This window comes from Solidesulfovibrio sp. C21, assembly GCF_047785625.1.
Lineage (GTDB): Bacteria > Desulfobacterota > Desulfovibrionia > Desulfovibrionales > Desulfovibrionaceae > Solidesulfovibrio.
The window spans coordinates 28,957-45,539 of sequence record NZ_JBLODY010000016.1; the positions used below are offsets into that span (position 1 = coordinate 28,957).

Consider the following 16,583-nt stretch of genomic DNA (forward strand, 5'->3'; position numbering starts at 1 on the left):
TCACCTAGCATAGAAATGTCGTGCAGCAGGTGGCAAGTCCCGCCCGGCAAGGGGCCGCTGCCGCAAGGAGAACCGCACAATGTCCGCATCGCGCAAGCGCAAATTCGAGTTGGTTCTGCCCCGGGTCGAAGCCCTGGCCGCCCTGACCGACCTGACGGCCCAGGCCGCCGAAGGCAATCTGGTCATCGATGGCGAGGTTTTCCCCCTGGAGGACTTCACGAGCCTCAAGATCGCCATCAAGCACCTCGGCGCGTCGTCCCTGCTCAAGGTCAGCCTCAAATATCCGGCCCTGGGCCTGGCCGCGCTGCCGACCCCGGCCGGGGTGGACGCCGAGGATGCGGCCCGCGAGGCAGCCATGGCCGGAGTGCCCGAGACCGTGGAGCCCGGGGGCAGGCCCAAATACAAGGGCCTCAAAAAACGCATGAAGCAGTATTTCAAGGCCATCGTGACCGCGCTGCGGGCGGGACTGGTCCCGGATGCCGAGAGCATGGCGGGGTTCATTGCCGACAGCCGGCTCATGACCTCCTATCCCGGCAAGGGCGACGCGTTCTATCCGGCCTACGACGCAGAGGTGGACCGGCTGGAGGCCGCGGCCGCCGCCGGGGATCTCGAGGCCATGACCGCCTCGGTGGCCGCGCTTGATCGCATGAAAAAGGAGTGTCACAGCCGCCATGCCTGATTCACCCACCGTATCGGCCGCGACCGGTTGCAGCGGCAATCCGGGGCCGGAAGAGCTCCGTTGCGTGGAAATCGACCTGTCCCGGGTGGGCCGGGAGGTGACCGAGGAGGACGAAGCGGTGTTCGCCCGCATCAACGACACGCGCCTGTCCCCGGAGCAGGTGGACCGCATCGTCAATCCGTCGCGCACCTATCCCCGCCAGGAATACGTGCTGGCCACCCACTGGCATCCCGAGCACGTGCCCCTGGAGCTGCTCAAAAAGCGCATCGACAACCTCTATCCCGGCCGGGCGGACGAGCTCATCATCCCCACCCAGCACAATGTGTTCCTGGAATACGACGGTTACCAGGGCGTGGAGGTGGACTGCTATTCCAGCGGGTTCAACCGCAAGGTGCAGCTGTTGCTCCATTTCAAGGGTCTCGACTTTGAGCGGGCCGAGGTCCTGTCCTCCATGCTGCGCCACACCCACCGGTACCGGGCCTCCCAGCTTTTCGAGTACGTCGACGCCCTGGCCGAACCGGCCGGGGAACAGCGCCGGCAAGTCGCGGCCGGCCGCACCAACTCCGACGAGGAGATGGTGGAATTCGTGCGCATCCAGGCCGCCAAGATCAAGGCCCTGCTGCTGCTCCACGAAGGCGACATGCCCGAAGACGCCTACAAGAACAAGCTCGTGCGCAATTTTCTCGACGCCCTGCGCTGCCGCTTCGGCGACCGGATTATCAACCGGGCCCAGGTCTACGCCAAGGCCGTCAAGGATCTGGTCAAGGAAGCCTTTTCCCTGTCCTATTTCTATCGGGCCTCGGAAATCATCGAAGAAGCCCGGTCGCTTGGGGCCGGCATCGTCATCCCCCACCCGGAGCAGTTCTGGCCCATCTTGCTGGCCGACTACGACGTGGACGGCATCGAGGTCTGGAATCCCCAGTCTCAGCAGTACACCGAATTTTTGATCAACGTGGTCAATCGCCGCAACCGCATGGGCTGGCACGGCAAGCATCCGCTGCTCATTTTCATGGGCGACGACTGCCATATGGGCGAGAAAACCCGACCGCCGGAGGAGCAGGATTCGGAGAAGGCGGCCCGGGAAATCGGCCTCCAGCCGGCCTGGCACGACTTCGCCATCCGCAAGAGCCTCATCATCAACGGCGTGAGCCGGCGCAAGATCATAGAAGAGTACCGATCGAGGCTCGGGCAACCGTAGAGGCGCGTTTCCGCGGAAATCCGTGCGTCTTTAAAAAAAAGAGATAAGTATTCAAGTGTGTTACCCTTGAAATGGGGTGGCGCGCATTGCGAGGGCACGACGCGGGCGAACAGGCTCCGGGAGGCGGCGGCGCGACTTTCGCCAATCCCCTCTTGCAATTGTTCCGGTATGTTGGAAAGCTGGATTTTCGTCGGGCCGCCCCGGTTTCGTGGGACTGTCCGGACGGCAAGGAGGGGCGGCGTGGATAAGGAATCCCGGTTCAAATACGAGTCCGTGCAGGATGCCGAGACGCTTAGGCGCTACATGGAGGCGATGACGGCCGGTTTCGCCGCCGGCGAGTTGCACTTTTCCAGCCGCGAGGGCGAGGTTTGCCTGCATCCGGGCGGCGTCATCGGCTTCGTGGTCGAGGCCAAGTCCATGGGCGGGCGCATGAAGCTCAACCTCAAGTTCTCCTGGCGCGAGAACGACGGGGAAAGCGAGGTGGACGGGGGCCTGACCATCGCCCCGGGCGCGTCGGATTCCTGATAGGCCGACGGGGGGCGTTTGCATGCGGATTCTGGAAGGTATCGAGGAGAATTTTCGTTTCATGGTGCTTGAGGTGTCCAAGCAGGTCTCAAGCGCCTTGCTGGTGGTCGAGCGGCCGGACCCGGCGCGCATCAAGCGCATCGAAAGCCGCGACGACTACATCGACAATCTCAAAAGCGTCATCGAGAACGCCTGCTGGGGCCGCATCCACGGTTCGCGCGACAACAACAAGCGCACCCTGGACCTGGTGCGCGCCGCCAACATCATCAACATCAACCTCGAACGCATCGCCGACTACGCCGTCAACATCGTCTCCCAGGTCCAGTACCTGACCGATCCCAATTTTATCCGGCGCTACGACTATCGCGACCCCTTTGTGGACGTGGACAAGGCCCTCGGGCTGGTCTACCCGGCGCTCACCCGCCAGGACGTGCGTCTGGCGCTCAATATCTGCCGGGCGGAATTCTCCCTCGACGACCGCTTCAAAACCGCTTTCGACGCCATCCTGGCCGACCTGCGCCGGGGGGAATCGCCGGAAAACGCCATCTCGAGCTTCAATATCTTCCGCTATCTCGAGCGCATGGGCGACGCCCTGCTCAATATCGGCGAGGCCGTCATTTTTGCCGCCCTCGGCGAAAAGCTCAAGATCCACCAGTACCAGGCCCTGCAGGATTCCCTGGGGCACGAGGGCGAGGACGTCCCGCTTTCCGCCGGCGATTTCAGCTCCATCTGGGGCACGCGTTCGGGCTGCCGTATCGGCCGGGTCCAGGAGGAGCACGGCTCGCGCTCCAAGGGGGTGCTCTTCAAGGAGGGCAACGCGGACAAGTTGGCCAAGGAAAAGGAGAATATCGAGCACTGGCAGCGGCTTCTGCCGGGACTTCCGCCCCACATCCAGGCCTTTCAGACCGACGGCGACTCGGCTTCCATGCTGCTCGAGTACCTGGGCGGCTGCAACCTCCAGGAAGTGGTGCTGACCGCCGACCGGGAAGTGGTGGAAAACGCCTGCTTCCTGGTCACCCAGACCGTGGGCGGCATCTGGGAGCAGACCCTCTCCCGCCAGCCCGTGACCCCGGATTTCATGGGCCAGATGCGCGCCCGCCTGGACGACGTCTTTCGCCTATATCCCGGCTTCGCCGCCACGCCCAGGCGTTTTTGCGGCGTGGACATTCCGGGCCTGTCCGAGTTGCTCGCCGCCGCCGAGGATGCCGAAGCGGGCCTTGCCGCCCCGTTTCGCGTGTTCCTGCACGGCGATTTCAACCTCAACAACATCGTCTACGACCACACCGCCCAGCGCATCCACTACATCGACCTGCACCGCTCCCGGGACGGGGATTACGTCCAGGACACGGCCGTGTTTCTGGCCTCCAATTTCCGCCTGCCCGTGTTCGAGACGGCGCTTCGGGACCGGCTGTGGCTGGTCATGCGGCGGTTTCTGGAATTCGCCCGGGGATTCGCCGCCGAGCAGGGCGATGCGCTCTTCGAGGCGCGCCTGGTTTTCGGCGTGGCCCGGGCCCTGGCCACCTCGGCCCGGTTCGAAATGAACCGGCCCTTTGCCCAGGAACTGTTCCTGCGCGGCGTGTACCTGCTCACCCGCGCCGCCGGCCACGCCGGCCGCCCCTTCGAAGAACTTACCTTCCCCGACGCTGTGCTGGTCTATTGAGGGGAAGTAGGGAGAGAAAAGTGCGAGAGGGGAAACCCTTTGAAAAGGGTTCTCCCCTCTCGCGCTCTCCCCTTCCTAAACTTCCTCCCATTGCAAATGTCGTTCGGATAACCATTTGTCTTCGTTGAAAGTCTTGGGAAAGGGGGCCCGGGGGGAGAACCTTTCTCCAGAAAGGTTTCCCCCCGGCGCATTTTTTTCCAAAATCTTCTCCTCCCTTATGCAATGTACGGCTTGCGGCAGGTGTGGCAGGGGCCGGGGGGCAGGGTCTTGCCGAAGCTGGCCCGGAAGGCGGCGTATTCGGGCTCGCGCCAGATGCGGGCGAGCCTGGTTTGCCCCACGTTGCCGAACGACAGGCGGCTGCCGGCGGCGGGGTGCGGCGGCTGGATCGGCAGGGCCGTGAAGACGCACGGGCAAACGTCGCCCCGGGCGTCCACCACCAGCGAGCTTTCGGGGTTTTCCGGGCACGAGGCGCGCCGCGAAAGCGACGGCGGCCGACAATGCAGGATGATTCCGGTTTGTTTCAGCCTTGCGGCGACGCGGCCGATGCGGGCGCGAAAGGCTTCCTGTTCGGCTTCGTCCATGGGCAGCAGGGCTTCATTGGCCAATTCGGGGGTCGGCACGTAATCGAGGCTGCTGACCACCACCTGGGCCACGCCGCGCCCGGCGAGAAGCGAGGGCAGGGCTTCGAGGTCCGCCGTGTCGGAACGCAGGAGAAGGTAGGCGATATGCACTTCGGGCCGGGCGCTGTGGGCCGCCGCCTTGGCCGCGGCGAGCGCCTGGAGGGCCGCCATGACCCGGGCGAAGGGCGCGTCGGGGCGCAGCCTGTCGTGGCGTGCCGCGACGCCGGCCAGGGACAGGGCCACGACGTCCAGGCCCGATGCGACAAGGGCCCCGGCCATGGCGGCGTCGATCAGAACGCCGTTGGAGGTCGTCCCGGCTTTCATGTCGGCGGCGGCCACCGCCCGCGCCATGTCCAGGAAATACGGATGGAGGAGCGGTTCGCCCCATCCCTGCAAGTGGACATAGGGCGTGGACAGCTGCGGCAAAAGCCGCCGGAAGAGGGCGACATCCAGGTCCGCCTCGCGCCAGGACTTGTTGGCCGTCGTGCGCGGGCAGTAGACACAGCGCGCATTGCAGCGCGTGGTGACCTCGAGCTGCACCCAGTCCAAACGCGGCGTCGCAAAAAGACGGCGCAAAAGCTTCATGCCCAAGGCTAGCACCCCCGCCAAGCTAAATCCACCAGGCTGTAGCGTGGGCCGCAGCGTGCCATTGGGGCCCAAAAATGTCCCAAGACGTCTTTTCGAGGCCTGTTGTCCCGGCCACCGTGGCCGGAATCCGGAGGAACATGCCCTTTGTCCAGGATTTTTTGCGCGGCGTACACCGGAAGCCCCGCGTCTTCGGCTGCACTTCCCTGCGTTTTTTCCATTTTTCCCTTGCAAGGACTGTCGTGTGGTGTCATATTTTTTGTATAGTAGTATTTATTGTCATTATTAATGTTTTTACAAAGGGGGATGCCATGTCAAACAAGATGAAACCGTTAGTGCTGGGAATGATTTTTGTTTTTGCTTTACTTTTGACAACAGTTTCAACCGCGTTGGCCCAGACCGGGGCTGCGGGCGGCGCGGCGGCTGGTGTGGCGGCTGGCGCGGCCCAAAACGTTGCGCAGGCCCAGGGCATCGCCATGGCCTGGGGCGATGCCGCTGCGATTGGCGCGAATTTCAATTTCGGCAATCCGGCCACCACCAGTACGGCCAAACTGCCGCTACAGGTACAGGACGCCATCACCGTGGGCGAGTTTGAGACATTCATGATGGCGTTGCAGGCGCTCCTCTATTAAGAAACGCGCGATGCGCTGCGCGGCCGTATCCTGCAAGGAGCCCTGATGCGTCGGGGCTCCTTTTTTTACGCCCGGCGCAGGCATCCCCCCGTCCTCCTGGTCTTCGCCCGCGCCGCGCCGGTTTATGTCGCCGCGTCCGGTTCCCTTTGCCTGCCTGTCGCACCGAAAGGGCATGCCTTGTGTTTGGTCCGGGTTCGGGGCACTCCACTGATACGATCTCCCAAAAGGGGACAAGGAGGTATCCATGCAGGCAGTGATGGCCAAGGGCGGCCTTTCGGCCGAGGCGTCGGGAGCGTTTTTTCTGGCCGAGGTCCCGGACCCGGTTCCCGGGCCCTGGGATCTGCTCGTGCGGGTGGCGGCGGTTTCCGTCAACCCCGTGGACACCAAGGTGCATGAACGCATGGCCCCGGGTGAAGAGCATATCCTCGGCTACGACGCCGTGGGAACGGTGGCGGCTGTTGGTGAGGCGGCAACCGGTTTCGCGCCGGGCGACCGTGTCTATTATGCCGGCGACGTCACCCGGCCGGGCTCCGACGCCGCGCTCCATCTGGTGGACGCGCGCATCGCGGCGAGGGCCCCGCAGACCCTGGACGAAGCGGCGGCGGCCGCCATGCCGCTGACCAGCCTCACCGCCTACGAGGCCCTTTTCGACCGTCTGGGGCTGACCGATGCCGCCGGGGCCAATGCCGGGCGCGAGGTGCTCGTTGTCGGCGGGGCCGGTGGGGTGGGCTCCATCGCCATCCAGCTCGCCGCCTGGGCCGGGGCGCGGGTGATCGCCACGGCCTCGCGGCCGGAATCCGCCGCCTGGTGCCGGGAGCTGGGCGCGCATCTGGTGCTCGACCACACCAAGGACATGCCCGCCGCCCTGCGCGCGTCCGGCATCAGCGACGTGGGCGCTATTTTTTGCACCACCCACATGGAGACCCACTGGCAGGCCATGGCCGCCATGATCGCGCCCCAGGGCGCGGTGTGCCTGATCGACGACCCGTCGGGCCCCCTCGACATCACGGTTTTCAAGTCGCGATGCGCCAGCATCCGCTGGGAGTTCATGTTCTGCCGGTCCATGTACAAGACCGCGGACATGGCCCGGCAAGGCGGGATTCTGGCCCGGGTGGCGGCGCTTCTGGATTCCGGCATCGTGCGGCCGACCCTGGGCAAAACCCGGCACGGCCTGGACCCGGCCGTTTTCGCCAAGGCGCATATCGCCCAGCGTTCGGGGCGCATGGTCGGCAAACAGGTGGTGGTGTTTTAAGGGAAGGGGGAAGGGCGGGCGCGGCTGGGAAGACCCGGTAAAAAAGGGTTCTCCCCACCCGCGCCTGTCGCGTTTCAAAGCTTTTTTGCGGGGCGGTCTCTACGGCGTTTCCCTGTTGGCGGCGCCGAAGGTGAACCGCGTGCCCACGCTGCTTAAAAGAAACTCCTCCGGCAGGGCCTGGGCCATGGCGGTCGTGGCGCTAAACCCCGTGCAGTGCATGGGGATGATGTAACGCGCTCCCAATTCCCGCAGCGCCGCCGCCGTCGGCCCGACCACGGCCGCAAAGGCCGGCCCGGTCAGATGGAAGCCCCCCATGACGGCATGGACCTTGTGTACGCCCGTCACTTTTTGGGCGTAGCGCACGGTGTTGATGATGCCGGCATGGGCGCAGCCGCTTATGACCACGAGCCCCTTGTCCCGCACGTAAAATACGATGGCCTGGTCGTCGAGGAAGGGGTCGGCTCCCCAGGCGCCGTCGGTTTCGATCTCGGCCATGGGAAAGCCCTTTTCGAAATCCGTGGTGCGTTCGACCTCGCCGAGGGTCAGCAGCGTGTCCGCAAACCAGGTGGCGGGGCCGGCCTCGGTGACGATGTTCGCGCCGGCCGCTCGGAGTGCCGCGGCGTCAAGCGACGGCAGCTCCGGCTGCGGGCCCTTGCCGGGAATGTTGAGCCGCCGGCGGCAATAGGCCCCGGGATGCGAAATGAGGTCGCAGCCCGCCTTGCGTCTGGCCAGGAGTTCCAGCAGGCCGCCGGTATGGTCCATGTGGCCGTGGCTGAGGATGACGGCCTCGACGCTGTCCGGGGAAACGCCGAGGGCGTCCATGTTGCGCAGCAAGGTCCGTGCACTGAGTCCCGTATCCAGCAGCACCGTATGGCGTTCGCCGGAACCCTCGAAGACGACGCACAGCGACAGGCCGTGTTCCGCCACCGGATTGTCGGTCCAGGACAGGAGCGGGCGTTGCACGGCCTCGCCCGAGTCGAGCAGAAAATGATCCAGGGAGTTGTCGATAAGGACCGTGACCGAGACGCTGTCCGCTGGACGAAGGCTGGTTGTCGTCATTTCGCGACCTCATGGAAGGTGTTGCGGGGGTGAACGTTAAAAAATGCAGGGTAACTGTGGGCGGGGCGCACAGTGAAGTCAAGGGGAGGCTTGCCTCGCCCCTCCAAGGGCTATAGAACGAGTGGAATCGGCGGGATGCGTCCATTGTGGGCGCGGTCGCCTGCCGCTTGGCGGGCCCTGGGCGGGCGGTCCGCTTTCGACTTTTCCCGGGGATGCGGCGCATGGGCAACGGCCTGACGCAACGCTTCAGACTGCTGGTTTTGTCGCTGGCCCTGGCGGCGGCCCTGGTCTTGCCGGCGGCCTGGCTCTTGTGGCGCAGCGAAGATGCCCGTTTTGTCGAGGAGACCCGGGCCCACGCCCTGGCCCATCTCGGCGACGTGCGCCTGGCCCTGCAATCGGCCCTGACCGCAAGGCTCGCTTTTCTGCGGGCCATCGCCGCCTTCGCCACCGGCCATCCCGACCTCACGGAAGAACAGTTCGTCGTGTTCGCCGCGGGACTCGCGGACGGCGTGCCCGGCATCCGCTCCCTCCAGCTCGCCCGCGACGCCGTGGTCAGCCACGTGTACCCGCAAGCCGGCAACGCCGGCATCCTGGGGCTGTCGTTGCGTCAGGCCCTGCCGTCCTCCCAGCTGCAAGCCCTGGCGCGCACCCTGGAGGCCGGCCGGACTTCCCTCGATGGACCGGAAACGCTGCTTCAGGGCGGGCGCGGCATCATCGCCCGGACACCCGTTTTCCTGCCGGGCGGCCCCCGCGTGCCCGGCCGCATGTGGGGCGTGGCCACCATCACCATCGACGCGGATGCGTTTTTTCACGACGTGGAGCGCGAACGCGCCGGCAAAATACGGCTGGCCATCCGTCTGGCCGGAACCGGGAGCGCCGAGGCCCCGATGGTGCATGGCGACCGGGCCATCTTCGCGGACGACCCCGTCACCGTGGGTATGGCCGTTCCCGGCGGCAGGTGGCGGCTTGCCGCCGTCCCGGAGGGCGGCTGGAAATCCTTGCCGCCCTCCGTGCCCCTGGTCACGGGGGCGGTCATCGCCTGGCTGGCGCTGGGAGGGGCCTTTTTCGGCTTTCTGTCCTGGCCGGCCCGGCTGGCCCGGGCCGTCGGCGCGGCCACCGCCGCCCTGGACGCGGCCAAGACCGGCCTGGAACGCACCGTGGCCGCGCGTACGAGCGAACTTGTGGCGGCCAACGAGGCGCTCAGGCGCGGCGAGAGCCGCTATCGCGCCTTTATCGACGCAACGAGCGACATGGCCTTTTTGAAGGACGCCGAGTTGCGCCATCTGGTCATCAACAACAAACTGGCCGATTTCATGGGCAAGACGCCCGAGGAAGTGATCGGCCGCACCGACTTCGACCTGCTGTCCCCCGAACTCGCCGCCCGCTGCCATGAATCCGACGTCACCGCCCGGGATGGCCGTGAGATCGTGACCATGCTCGAAACCCTGGGCGAGCGCACCTTCGAGGCCAGGAAGTTCCCCGTGCCCCTGGGCGAGGGAAAAGTGGGGGTGGGCGGCTATATCCGCGACATCGGCGACCGGCTGCGGGCGGAGCAGGCCTTGCGCCAAGGCGAGGAGGCCCTGCGCAAGCTCTACGAAAACGCGCCCATGGGTATTTTCACCTCCACCCCCGACGGGCGCTACCTCAAGGCCAACGGCTATCTGGCCCGGATGTACGGCTACCCCGATCCCGAGGCCATGCTGGCCGAAGTGGCCAACATCCGGGACCAGGTCTACTTCGATTCCGGCGAACGGGGCACCCTGCTCGATGCGCTTCAAAGCTGCGGCCACCTCTCCAATTACGAAACCCGCCGTCTGACGCGCTCCGGCGACAGCATCTGGGTCTCGCTCAACATCCGGGCCGTGTGCGACACCTCCGGGGCGATAGCCCACCTCGAAGGCTTTTGCACGGACATCACCAAGCGCAAACAGGCCGAAACCGCCCTGGCCGGCCAGGAACGGCAACTGCGCGTCATTTTCGAGAGCTCTCCCCTTGGCCAGGTTTTTTTCGACGCCACCGGGACCGTGGTCAACTGCAACAAGCGGCACCTCGAGATCATGGGCATCACCGCGGACAAGATCATCGGGGTCAACCTCGTTGCGCTGCTGCCCTTTTTCTTCCAGGAAGCCCTGATCCGGGCTCTGGCCGGTGAACTGGCCCGGGCCGAAGGCCCCTATTCGTCGGTTCTCGGCGGGCGCAGCCTGTACCTTCGGGCCATCTTCAGCCCGGTCGAGACCGGCGTCTCACCCACCCCTGTCATCGCCTCCGTCGAGGACATCACCGAGGAGCGCAAAAAGGACGCCACGTTGCGCCTGTTGTGGGCGGCCGTGGAACAGTCGCCGGCTTCCATCGCCATTACCGACCTCGAAGGAACCATCGAATACGTCAATCCCCATTTCTCCATCCTGACCGGCTACACCCCGGAGGAGGCAAGGGGGCAAAATCCCAGGATGCTGAAAAGTGGTGTGCATCCCGACGCGTTTTACCGGGACCTGTGGGAAACCCTCTTGGCCGGCAAGGTCTGGCGCGGCGAATTCTGCAACCGCAAGAAAAACGGTGAACTGTATTGGGAAGCCTCCTCCATATCGCCCGTGCGCGACGAGAAAGGCGAGATCAGCCATTTCGTGGCCGTCAAGGAGGACATCACCCGGCAGCGTGAAAGCAAGGAACGCCTGCATCAGCTCATGAGCGAATTCGAGGCCATTTTCAACGCCTCGTCGGTGGGCATCGTCCACCTCGGGCCGGACGACGTGGTGGTGCGCGTCAACCGCCGCTTTGCCGAACTTTTCGGCATCGCCACCGAGGTGATGGCCGGCAAACCCCTGGCCGAGGTCCATGAAAGCGTCGGCCGCCTGCGGACCTTTCGCCGGGAACAACTGGCCCTGGTCGCCGCCGGAAAGGAGGTGCACTTCGAAGAGCGCTTCCACGACAGGACCGGCCGGTCGTTTTGGTGCTCCGTCCACGGGCGCCGCATCGACATCGCCAATTCCGCCTCGGGTTCCATCTGGACCTTCGACGACATCTCGGCCCGCAAGGAGCTGGAAAACGTGCGCGAAGACGTGGAGCGCATCATGCGCCACGACCTCAAGGCGCCGCTCAACAGTATCGTCAATCTGCCGGAAATCATCGCCGCGGTGGGACCGGTCAACGAGGACCAACGCGAGATGCTCAGCCAGATCGAACAGACCGGCCACGGCATGCTCGAGCAGATCGAGCTGTCCCTGGACCTCTACAAGATGGAGACGGGTACCTACGTCCTGCAGGCCCAGCGTATCGACCTGGCCCATATCGTCGCCGGCGTCGTGTCCATGCTCGAGTCCACGGCCAAGGCCAAGGGCATCGAGGTGACCTTCCAATCGCCCAAAGAACTCTTCGTTACCGGCAATGCCTTGCTGTGCCAGAACATTGCCGCCAACCTCGTCAAAAACGCTATCGAAGCCGAAACGCCCGGCCACGCCGTGACCATCACTCTCGCCGAAACAGACGGCCGCGCTGTGCTGACCATCCGGAACCCAACGCCCGTGCCCGAAGACCTCATCCCCGTTTTCTTCGAAAAATACGCCACCAGCGGTAAAAACGGCGGCAGCGGGCTCGGCACCTACTCCGCGCGCCTCATGACCCGCAGCCCGCGCGGCGAGATCGCCCTGGAATCCACCCCCGACGCCGGCACGACCATCACCGTCAGCCTGCCTGTCACGTAAGTGGCGAGGACGCGACGAGGAGGCGGCTGGGGCGCTGCCCCAGACCCCGCCGGGAGGCCGCGGGCCCCCCGGACCCCCCATCCGGTGTGTTTTGGCTGGGCGGGGGTGGGTTGGCTGGCGGGAAGACGGAGAGTGGAAAAGTTTTTTGGAGGGGTCCAGGGGGACCTTTTTTTCAAAAAAGGTCCCCCTGGCCGCCGGAGGCCCTCATGCCTATTCCTCCTCGCCCTCGCCCTGGCTGAGGATCCGTCGCAGCGTGTCCTTGGTGATGCCGAGTTCCCGGCAGGCTTCCATGCGTTTGTCGTCGTGGCGGGCCAGGGCGTGTTTGGCGGCCTGGTATTTGATGGCGCGCATGGTCCGGGGGGCGGCGTCGGTGACGTGTTGGGGGTGGCTGGGGGCGGGGCGCAGGTAATCGGGCAGGTGTTCGGGGCCGATGCGGCCGTGGGAACAGAGGATAAAGGCGTATTCCAGGATATTTTGCAGTTCCCGGACGTTGCCGGGGTAGTCGTGGCGCAGGAGGATGCGCATGGCGGCGTCGGTTACGCCGCAGACGGCTTTTTCCTGGCGCAGATTGAGGCGTTCGATGAAGGTGGCGACGAGCAGGGGGATATCTTCGGGGCGTTCGCGCAAGGGCGGCAGGACGATGCGGGCCACGCCCAGGCGGTAGAAGAGGTCGCGGCGGAAGGTGCCTTCCCGGGCCATGGCTTCGAGGTCGCGGTTGGTGGCGGCGACGATGCGCGCGTCGGCGGGGAGCGTGGTATCCGACCCCAGGGGCTCGTAGACGCGTTCCTGGAGCACGCGCAGGAGTTTGACCTGGAGCGGCGGGGGCATTTCGCCCACTTCGTCGAGGAAGAGCGTGCCGCCGGTGGCCAGGGCGAAGCGGCCTTTGCGAGCGGTTTTGGCGTCGGTGAAGGCGCCTTGGGCGTGGCCGAAGAGTTCGGATTCGAGCAATTCGCCGGGGATGGCCCCGCAGTTGACGGCGATGAAGGGTCCGTTTTTCCGGTCGGAGAGGTTGTGCAGGGCCCGGGCGAAGAGTTCCTTGCCGGTGCCGGATTCGCCGAGGAGCAGGGCGGTGGTGCCGCTTTGGGCGATACGGGGGAGCAGGTCGAGGTGCCGGGCCATCTCCCGGTTTTTGGTGACGATGTCCTCCAGGGTGCGCACGCCTTCGAGTTCCTTGCGCAGCCTGGTCAGGTCGGAGATGTCGCGGAAGGTTTCCACGCCGCCGACGATGCGGCCGGTGGCGTCACGAAGGGGCGCGGCGCTGATGCTGACCCAGACTTTTGTGCCGTCCGGGCGCACGATGAAGATCGACTGGTCGGAGAGGGTGGTGTCGTCCTTGATGCATTGGCCCAGGGCGCAGGCCCCGTCGCAAAGGCTCGAGTGGAAGACCTCCCAGCATTTGCGCCCCAGCGCCTCGGCCGGGGGGATGCCGGCGATTTTTCCGGCGGCCCGGTTGAAAAAGGTGATGGTGAAATCCGTGTCCACGGTGAAGACACCGTCGGCCAGGGATTCCATGATGGATTCGCAGGGGATGTCGCGCGGCAGGGCCATGGGGGTCTATAGCCCAGGCCGGGCCGGGTGTAAAAGCGGGACCGCGTCTTGACTTCGCCGGCGCTGGACCGGATAACCGGGCGAAAATACGGGGTTGCGCGTAGAGCTGCCCCCGATACCACCGGAGGTGTCCATGGCCGAGCCTGCCGCAACCAAGGAACGCATGCTGATGATCGGCACGCCGTGCTACAATGGCAACGTGACGGTCAACTATCTGCGCTCGGTGATTCCCGCCATCGGGGTTCTGGAGCGCAACGGCGTGCGCACGGGCATGCTTACCCCGTCCCACGAGAGTCTCATCACCCGGGCGCGCAATCTGGTGGCCAACGAGTTTTTGCGCCAGGAGGAATTCACGCACCTGCTTTTCATCGACGCGGACATTGGCTTTTCCCCGGAGCTGCCCTGGAAGTATTTGGAAGCGGACAAGGACGTGGTGTGCGGCATTTATCCGGTCAAGAACCTGGATGTGGAGAAGCTGCGCACCATCGAAGGCAATGTGCTGATGCGGGTGGCCCAGGCGGCCTCGCTGCATTACGCGGTAAAGCTCAAGTCCGGCGGCCGTCCCGAGCCCGGGACCGGGCTTTTGCCCGTGGAGTTCGGGGCCACGGGGTTCATGCTGATAAAGCGCGAGGTGTTCACGCGTCTGACCGAGGCCTATCCCGAGCTGACCTACGATTATGCCTACACCAACGACGACCACGTGAACAACATGGCTTTTTTCGAGACGGCCATCGATCCGGCGACGCGGGATTACCTTCCCGAGGATTACGCCTTTTGCAAACGCTGGACGGACATCGGCGGCGAGATTTACGCCGACGTGCACAGCGTGTTCACCCATGTGGGGACCTACGAGTACACGGGCAATTTCACGGCCTTCCTCACCCACCTGGGCCCGCCGGCCAAGTAGGGGAGCTCAGCCTGTCCGCAGCCGTGAGCGCCTTTTCCCTTTGGGCGATCTCGGCTATGCTCGATCGTGCGGTCCCGGACGCCGGGTCCCGGGCCGCTTGCCGCCAAGTTCCTTGCGCCCGACCGGGGATACCCCATGCGCCTGACCGACGCCGACCTGCTGGCCGAACTGGACAAGCCCGAATTCGCCGCCGCGCGCCGGGCCTTCGTCAGCCGCCGCTACGCCAAGGGCCGGCAGGTCTTTTCCCCACGCGAAGCCCAAAACAGCCTCTTCATCGTGGCCAGGGGCCGGGCCAGGGTCTATCTGGCCTACAAGGACAAGGAATTCACCATGGCCATCCTCGACGTCGGCGACGTCTACACCACCCATACGCGCGCCCATGTCGAGGCCCTGGACGACCTGGAACTGCTGGAGGCCGATCTGGCCGCCGTGCGCCGGTTCTTCACGTCCATGCCGGCCCTGACCACGGCCATGGTCAAGGTGCTCGGCGACCTGCTCTCCCATGCCTTTTCGGTCATCGACGGCCTGGCCTTCCACGACGTGCGCCGCCGGCTGATCCATCTGCTGCTCCACGAGGCCGGGCAGGCTCCGGCCGGCGACGACCCAGCGCACTGCTTCGACCATGGCCTCAGCATCGAACAGCTGGCCACCATCGTGGGCTCCTCGCGCCAGACCGTGTCATCCCTTTTAAACGGCCTCGAGCGCGACGGCGTCATCGAGCTGCGGGCCCGGGGCGTGATCTGCGTGCCGGACATCACGGCCTTGCGAGCCCTGGCCGAGGCCTGATTCCCGCGGGGATGGACCGTTGCCTGGCCTGTCCCGGCAGCTCCGCACGGCGTGTCGTTTTGTCGCGCCGGCCGTTGCCGGCAGACGCCTTTTCAGGTGCGCCGGGCCATTTGTCAGCTACCTGACAGACACGATTTCAACAAAAAAGTAATTTTTGACCCGTTTGCATCAATTGGCCGCGCTGCTTCGGCTGGCGGCCAAATACCGGAGGACGGCATGGGCATGGAACAACAAACCGTTTTCCCAGACGAGGCCGCGACCACGGTCGGCGGAGGCATGCCGGACATGCTCGGCAAGGCGCTTTCCATCGGCATGGTGCGCGGGCTGGTCGGCATCGTCGACGGCGACGCGCCGGAAGGTGGGCCTGGCGGTGTCGCGGCCGGGCTGGCCCGGGAACTCATCCGGCAGGATATTCTGGTGTTCGCCACGGGCGGCGCGGTAAGCGCCATGGGACAGGCCGGGCTGCTCACGCCCGCCGGCGTCGCGGAGGCCGGTTCGGGGCTGGCGGATTTTTGCGATCATCTGGGCATCGCCCCGGTGCTGCGCATGGACGAGGGGCCGGACGGCGAGTCGGTCCTGGCCTTTTTTGCCGCCCTGGCGACGGCGCTTGGCGTGGAAATCGCCGATCTGCCCGCGGCCACCAGCCTTGCGGCGGACCTGTCGCCACGGGAGCCTGCCGCCGGCCATGGCCCGACGGCAGGCGGTCTTGTCGCCGATCTGTCCCGTGCCGGCCTGCCGGCCATCTCCGGGATGGGCAATCTTGCGGGACCCGATCCGGTCCGGGTGGCCGAAGCCATCAGCGACCACATCACGGCCAAACGGCTGGCCCTTGGGCTCAACGACCGCTTCGACGGGTCGGTCTATTCCTGAGAAAGGGGCCTGCGGCGAAAGGCTGTCGCGCCAAACGCCTGCGCGCCCAAGGGCTGCCGGTGTCCGCCCGACCGGTCGGGCGGACACCGGGGCCAGCGGTCAATTCTTGATGACCCGCTTGTAGAAAACGAATCCGATCAGGGCCAAAACCACGATCGCGCCGGCAATGATGGCTAAATCGTTCATGCTCATGTCCGACTCCCGGGGGGATTTCCCCCAAGTAGCCGGCGGGCGGCTGCCGTCGTCCACCGGGTTTGCGTCCGGTGATCTCGCGTGGCGCGGCCTGGACAGGCTGGCGCGGTTCTTGTCGCTTCGTGGCAAGAGGCCGGTGGCCGGTCATGACGTCCGGGTCACAGATCAAGCATGCGTCGAAAGGCGTATTCCCAATCCTCAAACGTGACGCGAGGGGCGTTCGTTGTCGCGTTGCCGGTTTTCCAAAGCCTGCCGTAATTCCCCAACCCCGGCTTCCCGCTTGGGGCGGCCCCTTATACGGGCCATCCCCTTGTCGCGTGACTGGCTACGGCCAGTTGTTTTCGCATCGCAGCGGGACTTGTCTCTTGG

General features: G+C 65.3%; 14 protein-coding genes. 10 read left to right on the forward strand and 4 right to left on the reverse strand.

Annotated features, from left to right (window positions below):
* The first annotated feature begins 79 nt into the window (after window positions 1-79).
* The 4 genes from ACMZ6R_RS07280 (at window position 80) to ACMZ6R_RS07295 (ending at window position 4,062) form a co-directional block, all read left to right on the forward strand.
* Window positions 80-679, forward strand: a complete 600-nt coding sequence (locus ACMZ6R_RS07280; RefSeq protein ID WP_416110252.1) for a GAK system XXXCH domain-containing protein — start codon at window positions 80-82, stop codon at window positions 677-679.
* Window positions 672-1,877, forward strand: a complete 1,206-nt coding sequence (locus ACMZ6R_RS07285) for a hypothetical protein (RefSeq protein ID WP_416110253.1) — start codon at window positions 672-674, stop codon at window positions 1,875-1,877. Before ACMZ6R_RS07280 ends, ACMZ6R_RS07285 begins: the two co-directional genes overlap by 8 nt.
* Window positions 1,878-2,117: 240 nt before the next feature.
* A complete protein-coding gene (locus ACMZ6R_RS07290) occupies window positions 2,118-2,402 on the forward strand; it encodes an amphi-Trp domain-containing protein (protein WP_416110254.1) in 285 nt (94 codons plus the stop codon).
* Window positions 2,403-2,424: 22 nt separating this feature from the next.
* The gene (locus tag ACMZ6R_RS07295) at window positions 2,425-4,062 is read left to right on the forward strand and encodes a phosphate signaling complex PhoU family protein (RefSeq protein ID WP_416110255.1); all 1,638 of its coding nucleotides are present in this window, start codon (window positions 2,425-2,427) and stop codon (window positions 4,060-4,062) included.
* A 215-nt stretch (window positions 4,063-4,277) separates the two neighbouring features.
* Here ACMZ6R_RS07295 and ACMZ6R_RS07300 read toward each other — a convergent pair whose 3' ends face one another.
* The gene (locus tag ACMZ6R_RS07300) at window positions 4,278-5,267 is read right to left on the reverse strand and encodes a radical SAM protein (protein WP_416110257.1); all 990 of its coding nucleotides are present in this window, start codon (window positions 5,265-5,267) and stop codon (window positions 4,278-4,280) included.
* 140 nt (window positions 5,268-5,407) lie between these two features.
* Between ACMZ6R_RS07300 and ACMZ6R_RS07305 the strand changes: the two genes are divergently transcribed.
* Entirely contained in the window at window positions 5,408-5,899 is a 492-nt protein-coding gene (locus ACMZ6R_RS07305; protein ID WP_416110258.1) for a hypothetical protein, read from the forward strand.
* Between the two features lie 244 nt (window positions 5,900-6,143).
* Window positions 6,144-7,151, forward strand: coding sequence for a zinc-binding alcohol dehydrogenase family protein (locus ACMZ6R_RS07310; protein WP_416110259.1), 1,008 nt, complete (start codon window positions 6,144-6,146; stop codon window positions 7,149-7,151).
* Between the two features lie 99 nt (window positions 7,152-7,250).
* Here the strand turns inward: ACMZ6R_RS07310 and ACMZ6R_RS07315 are convergent, their stop codons facing one another.
* A complete protein-coding gene (locus tag ACMZ6R_RS07315) occupies window positions 7,251-8,210 on the reverse strand; it encodes an MBL fold metallo-hydrolase (protein ID WP_416110260.1) in 960 nt (319 codons plus the stop codon).
* A 221-nt stretch (window positions 8,211-8,431) separates the two neighbouring features.
* Between ACMZ6R_RS07315 and ACMZ6R_RS07320 the strand changes: the two genes are divergently transcribed.
* Complete coding sequence (locus ACMZ6R_RS07320; RefSeq protein WP_416110261.1) at window positions 8,432-11,911, forward strand: PAS domain S-box protein; 3,480 nt, start codon at window positions 8,432-8,434, stop codon at window positions 11,909-11,911.
* Between the two features lie 210 nt (window positions 11,912-12,121).
* Here ACMZ6R_RS07320 and ACMZ6R_RS07325 read toward each other — a convergent pair whose 3' ends face one another.
* Window positions 12,122-13,459 (reverse strand): sigma-54 interaction domain-containing protein, encoded by a 1,338-nt coding sequence (locus ACMZ6R_RS07325; protein ID WP_416110262.1) that lies wholly within the window; start codon window positions 13,457-13,459, stop codon window positions 12,122-12,124.
* Between the two features lie 133 nt (window positions 13,460-13,592).
* Between ACMZ6R_RS07325 and ACMZ6R_RS07330 the strand changes: the two genes are divergently transcribed.
* The 3 genes from ACMZ6R_RS07330 to ACMZ6R_RS07340 all read left to right on the forward strand — a co-directional run bounded on the left by ACMZ6R_RS07330 (window position 13,593) and on the right by ACMZ6R_RS07340 (window position 16,022).
* Window positions 13,593-14,366 (forward strand): hypothetical protein, encoded by a 774-nt coding sequence (locus tag ACMZ6R_RS07330; protein WP_416110263.1) that lies wholly within the window; start codon window positions 13,593-13,595, stop codon window positions 14,364-14,366.
* Between the two features lie 135 nt (window positions 14,367-14,501).
* A complete protein-coding gene (locus ACMZ6R_RS07335; RefSeq protein WP_416110264.1) occupies window positions 14,502-15,152 on the forward strand; it encodes a Crp/Fnr family transcriptional regulator in 651 nt (216 codons plus the stop codon).
* Window positions 15,153-15,374: 222 nt separating this feature from the next.
* A complete protein-coding gene (locus tag ACMZ6R_RS07340) occupies window positions 15,375-16,022 on the forward strand; it encodes a hypothetical protein (protein ID WP_416110265.1) in 648 nt (215 codons plus the stop codon).
* 99 nt (window positions 16,023-16,121) lie between these two features.
* Here ACMZ6R_RS07340 and ACMZ6R_RS07345 read toward each other — a convergent pair whose 3' ends face one another.
* Window positions 16,122-16,214, reverse strand: coding sequence for an LPXTG cell wall anchor domain-containing protein (locus ACMZ6R_RS07345; RefSeq protein ID WP_416110266.1), 93 nt, complete (start codon window positions 16,212-16,214; stop codon window positions 16,122-16,124).
* Between the last annotated feature and the right edge of the window lie 369 nt (window positions 16,215-16,583).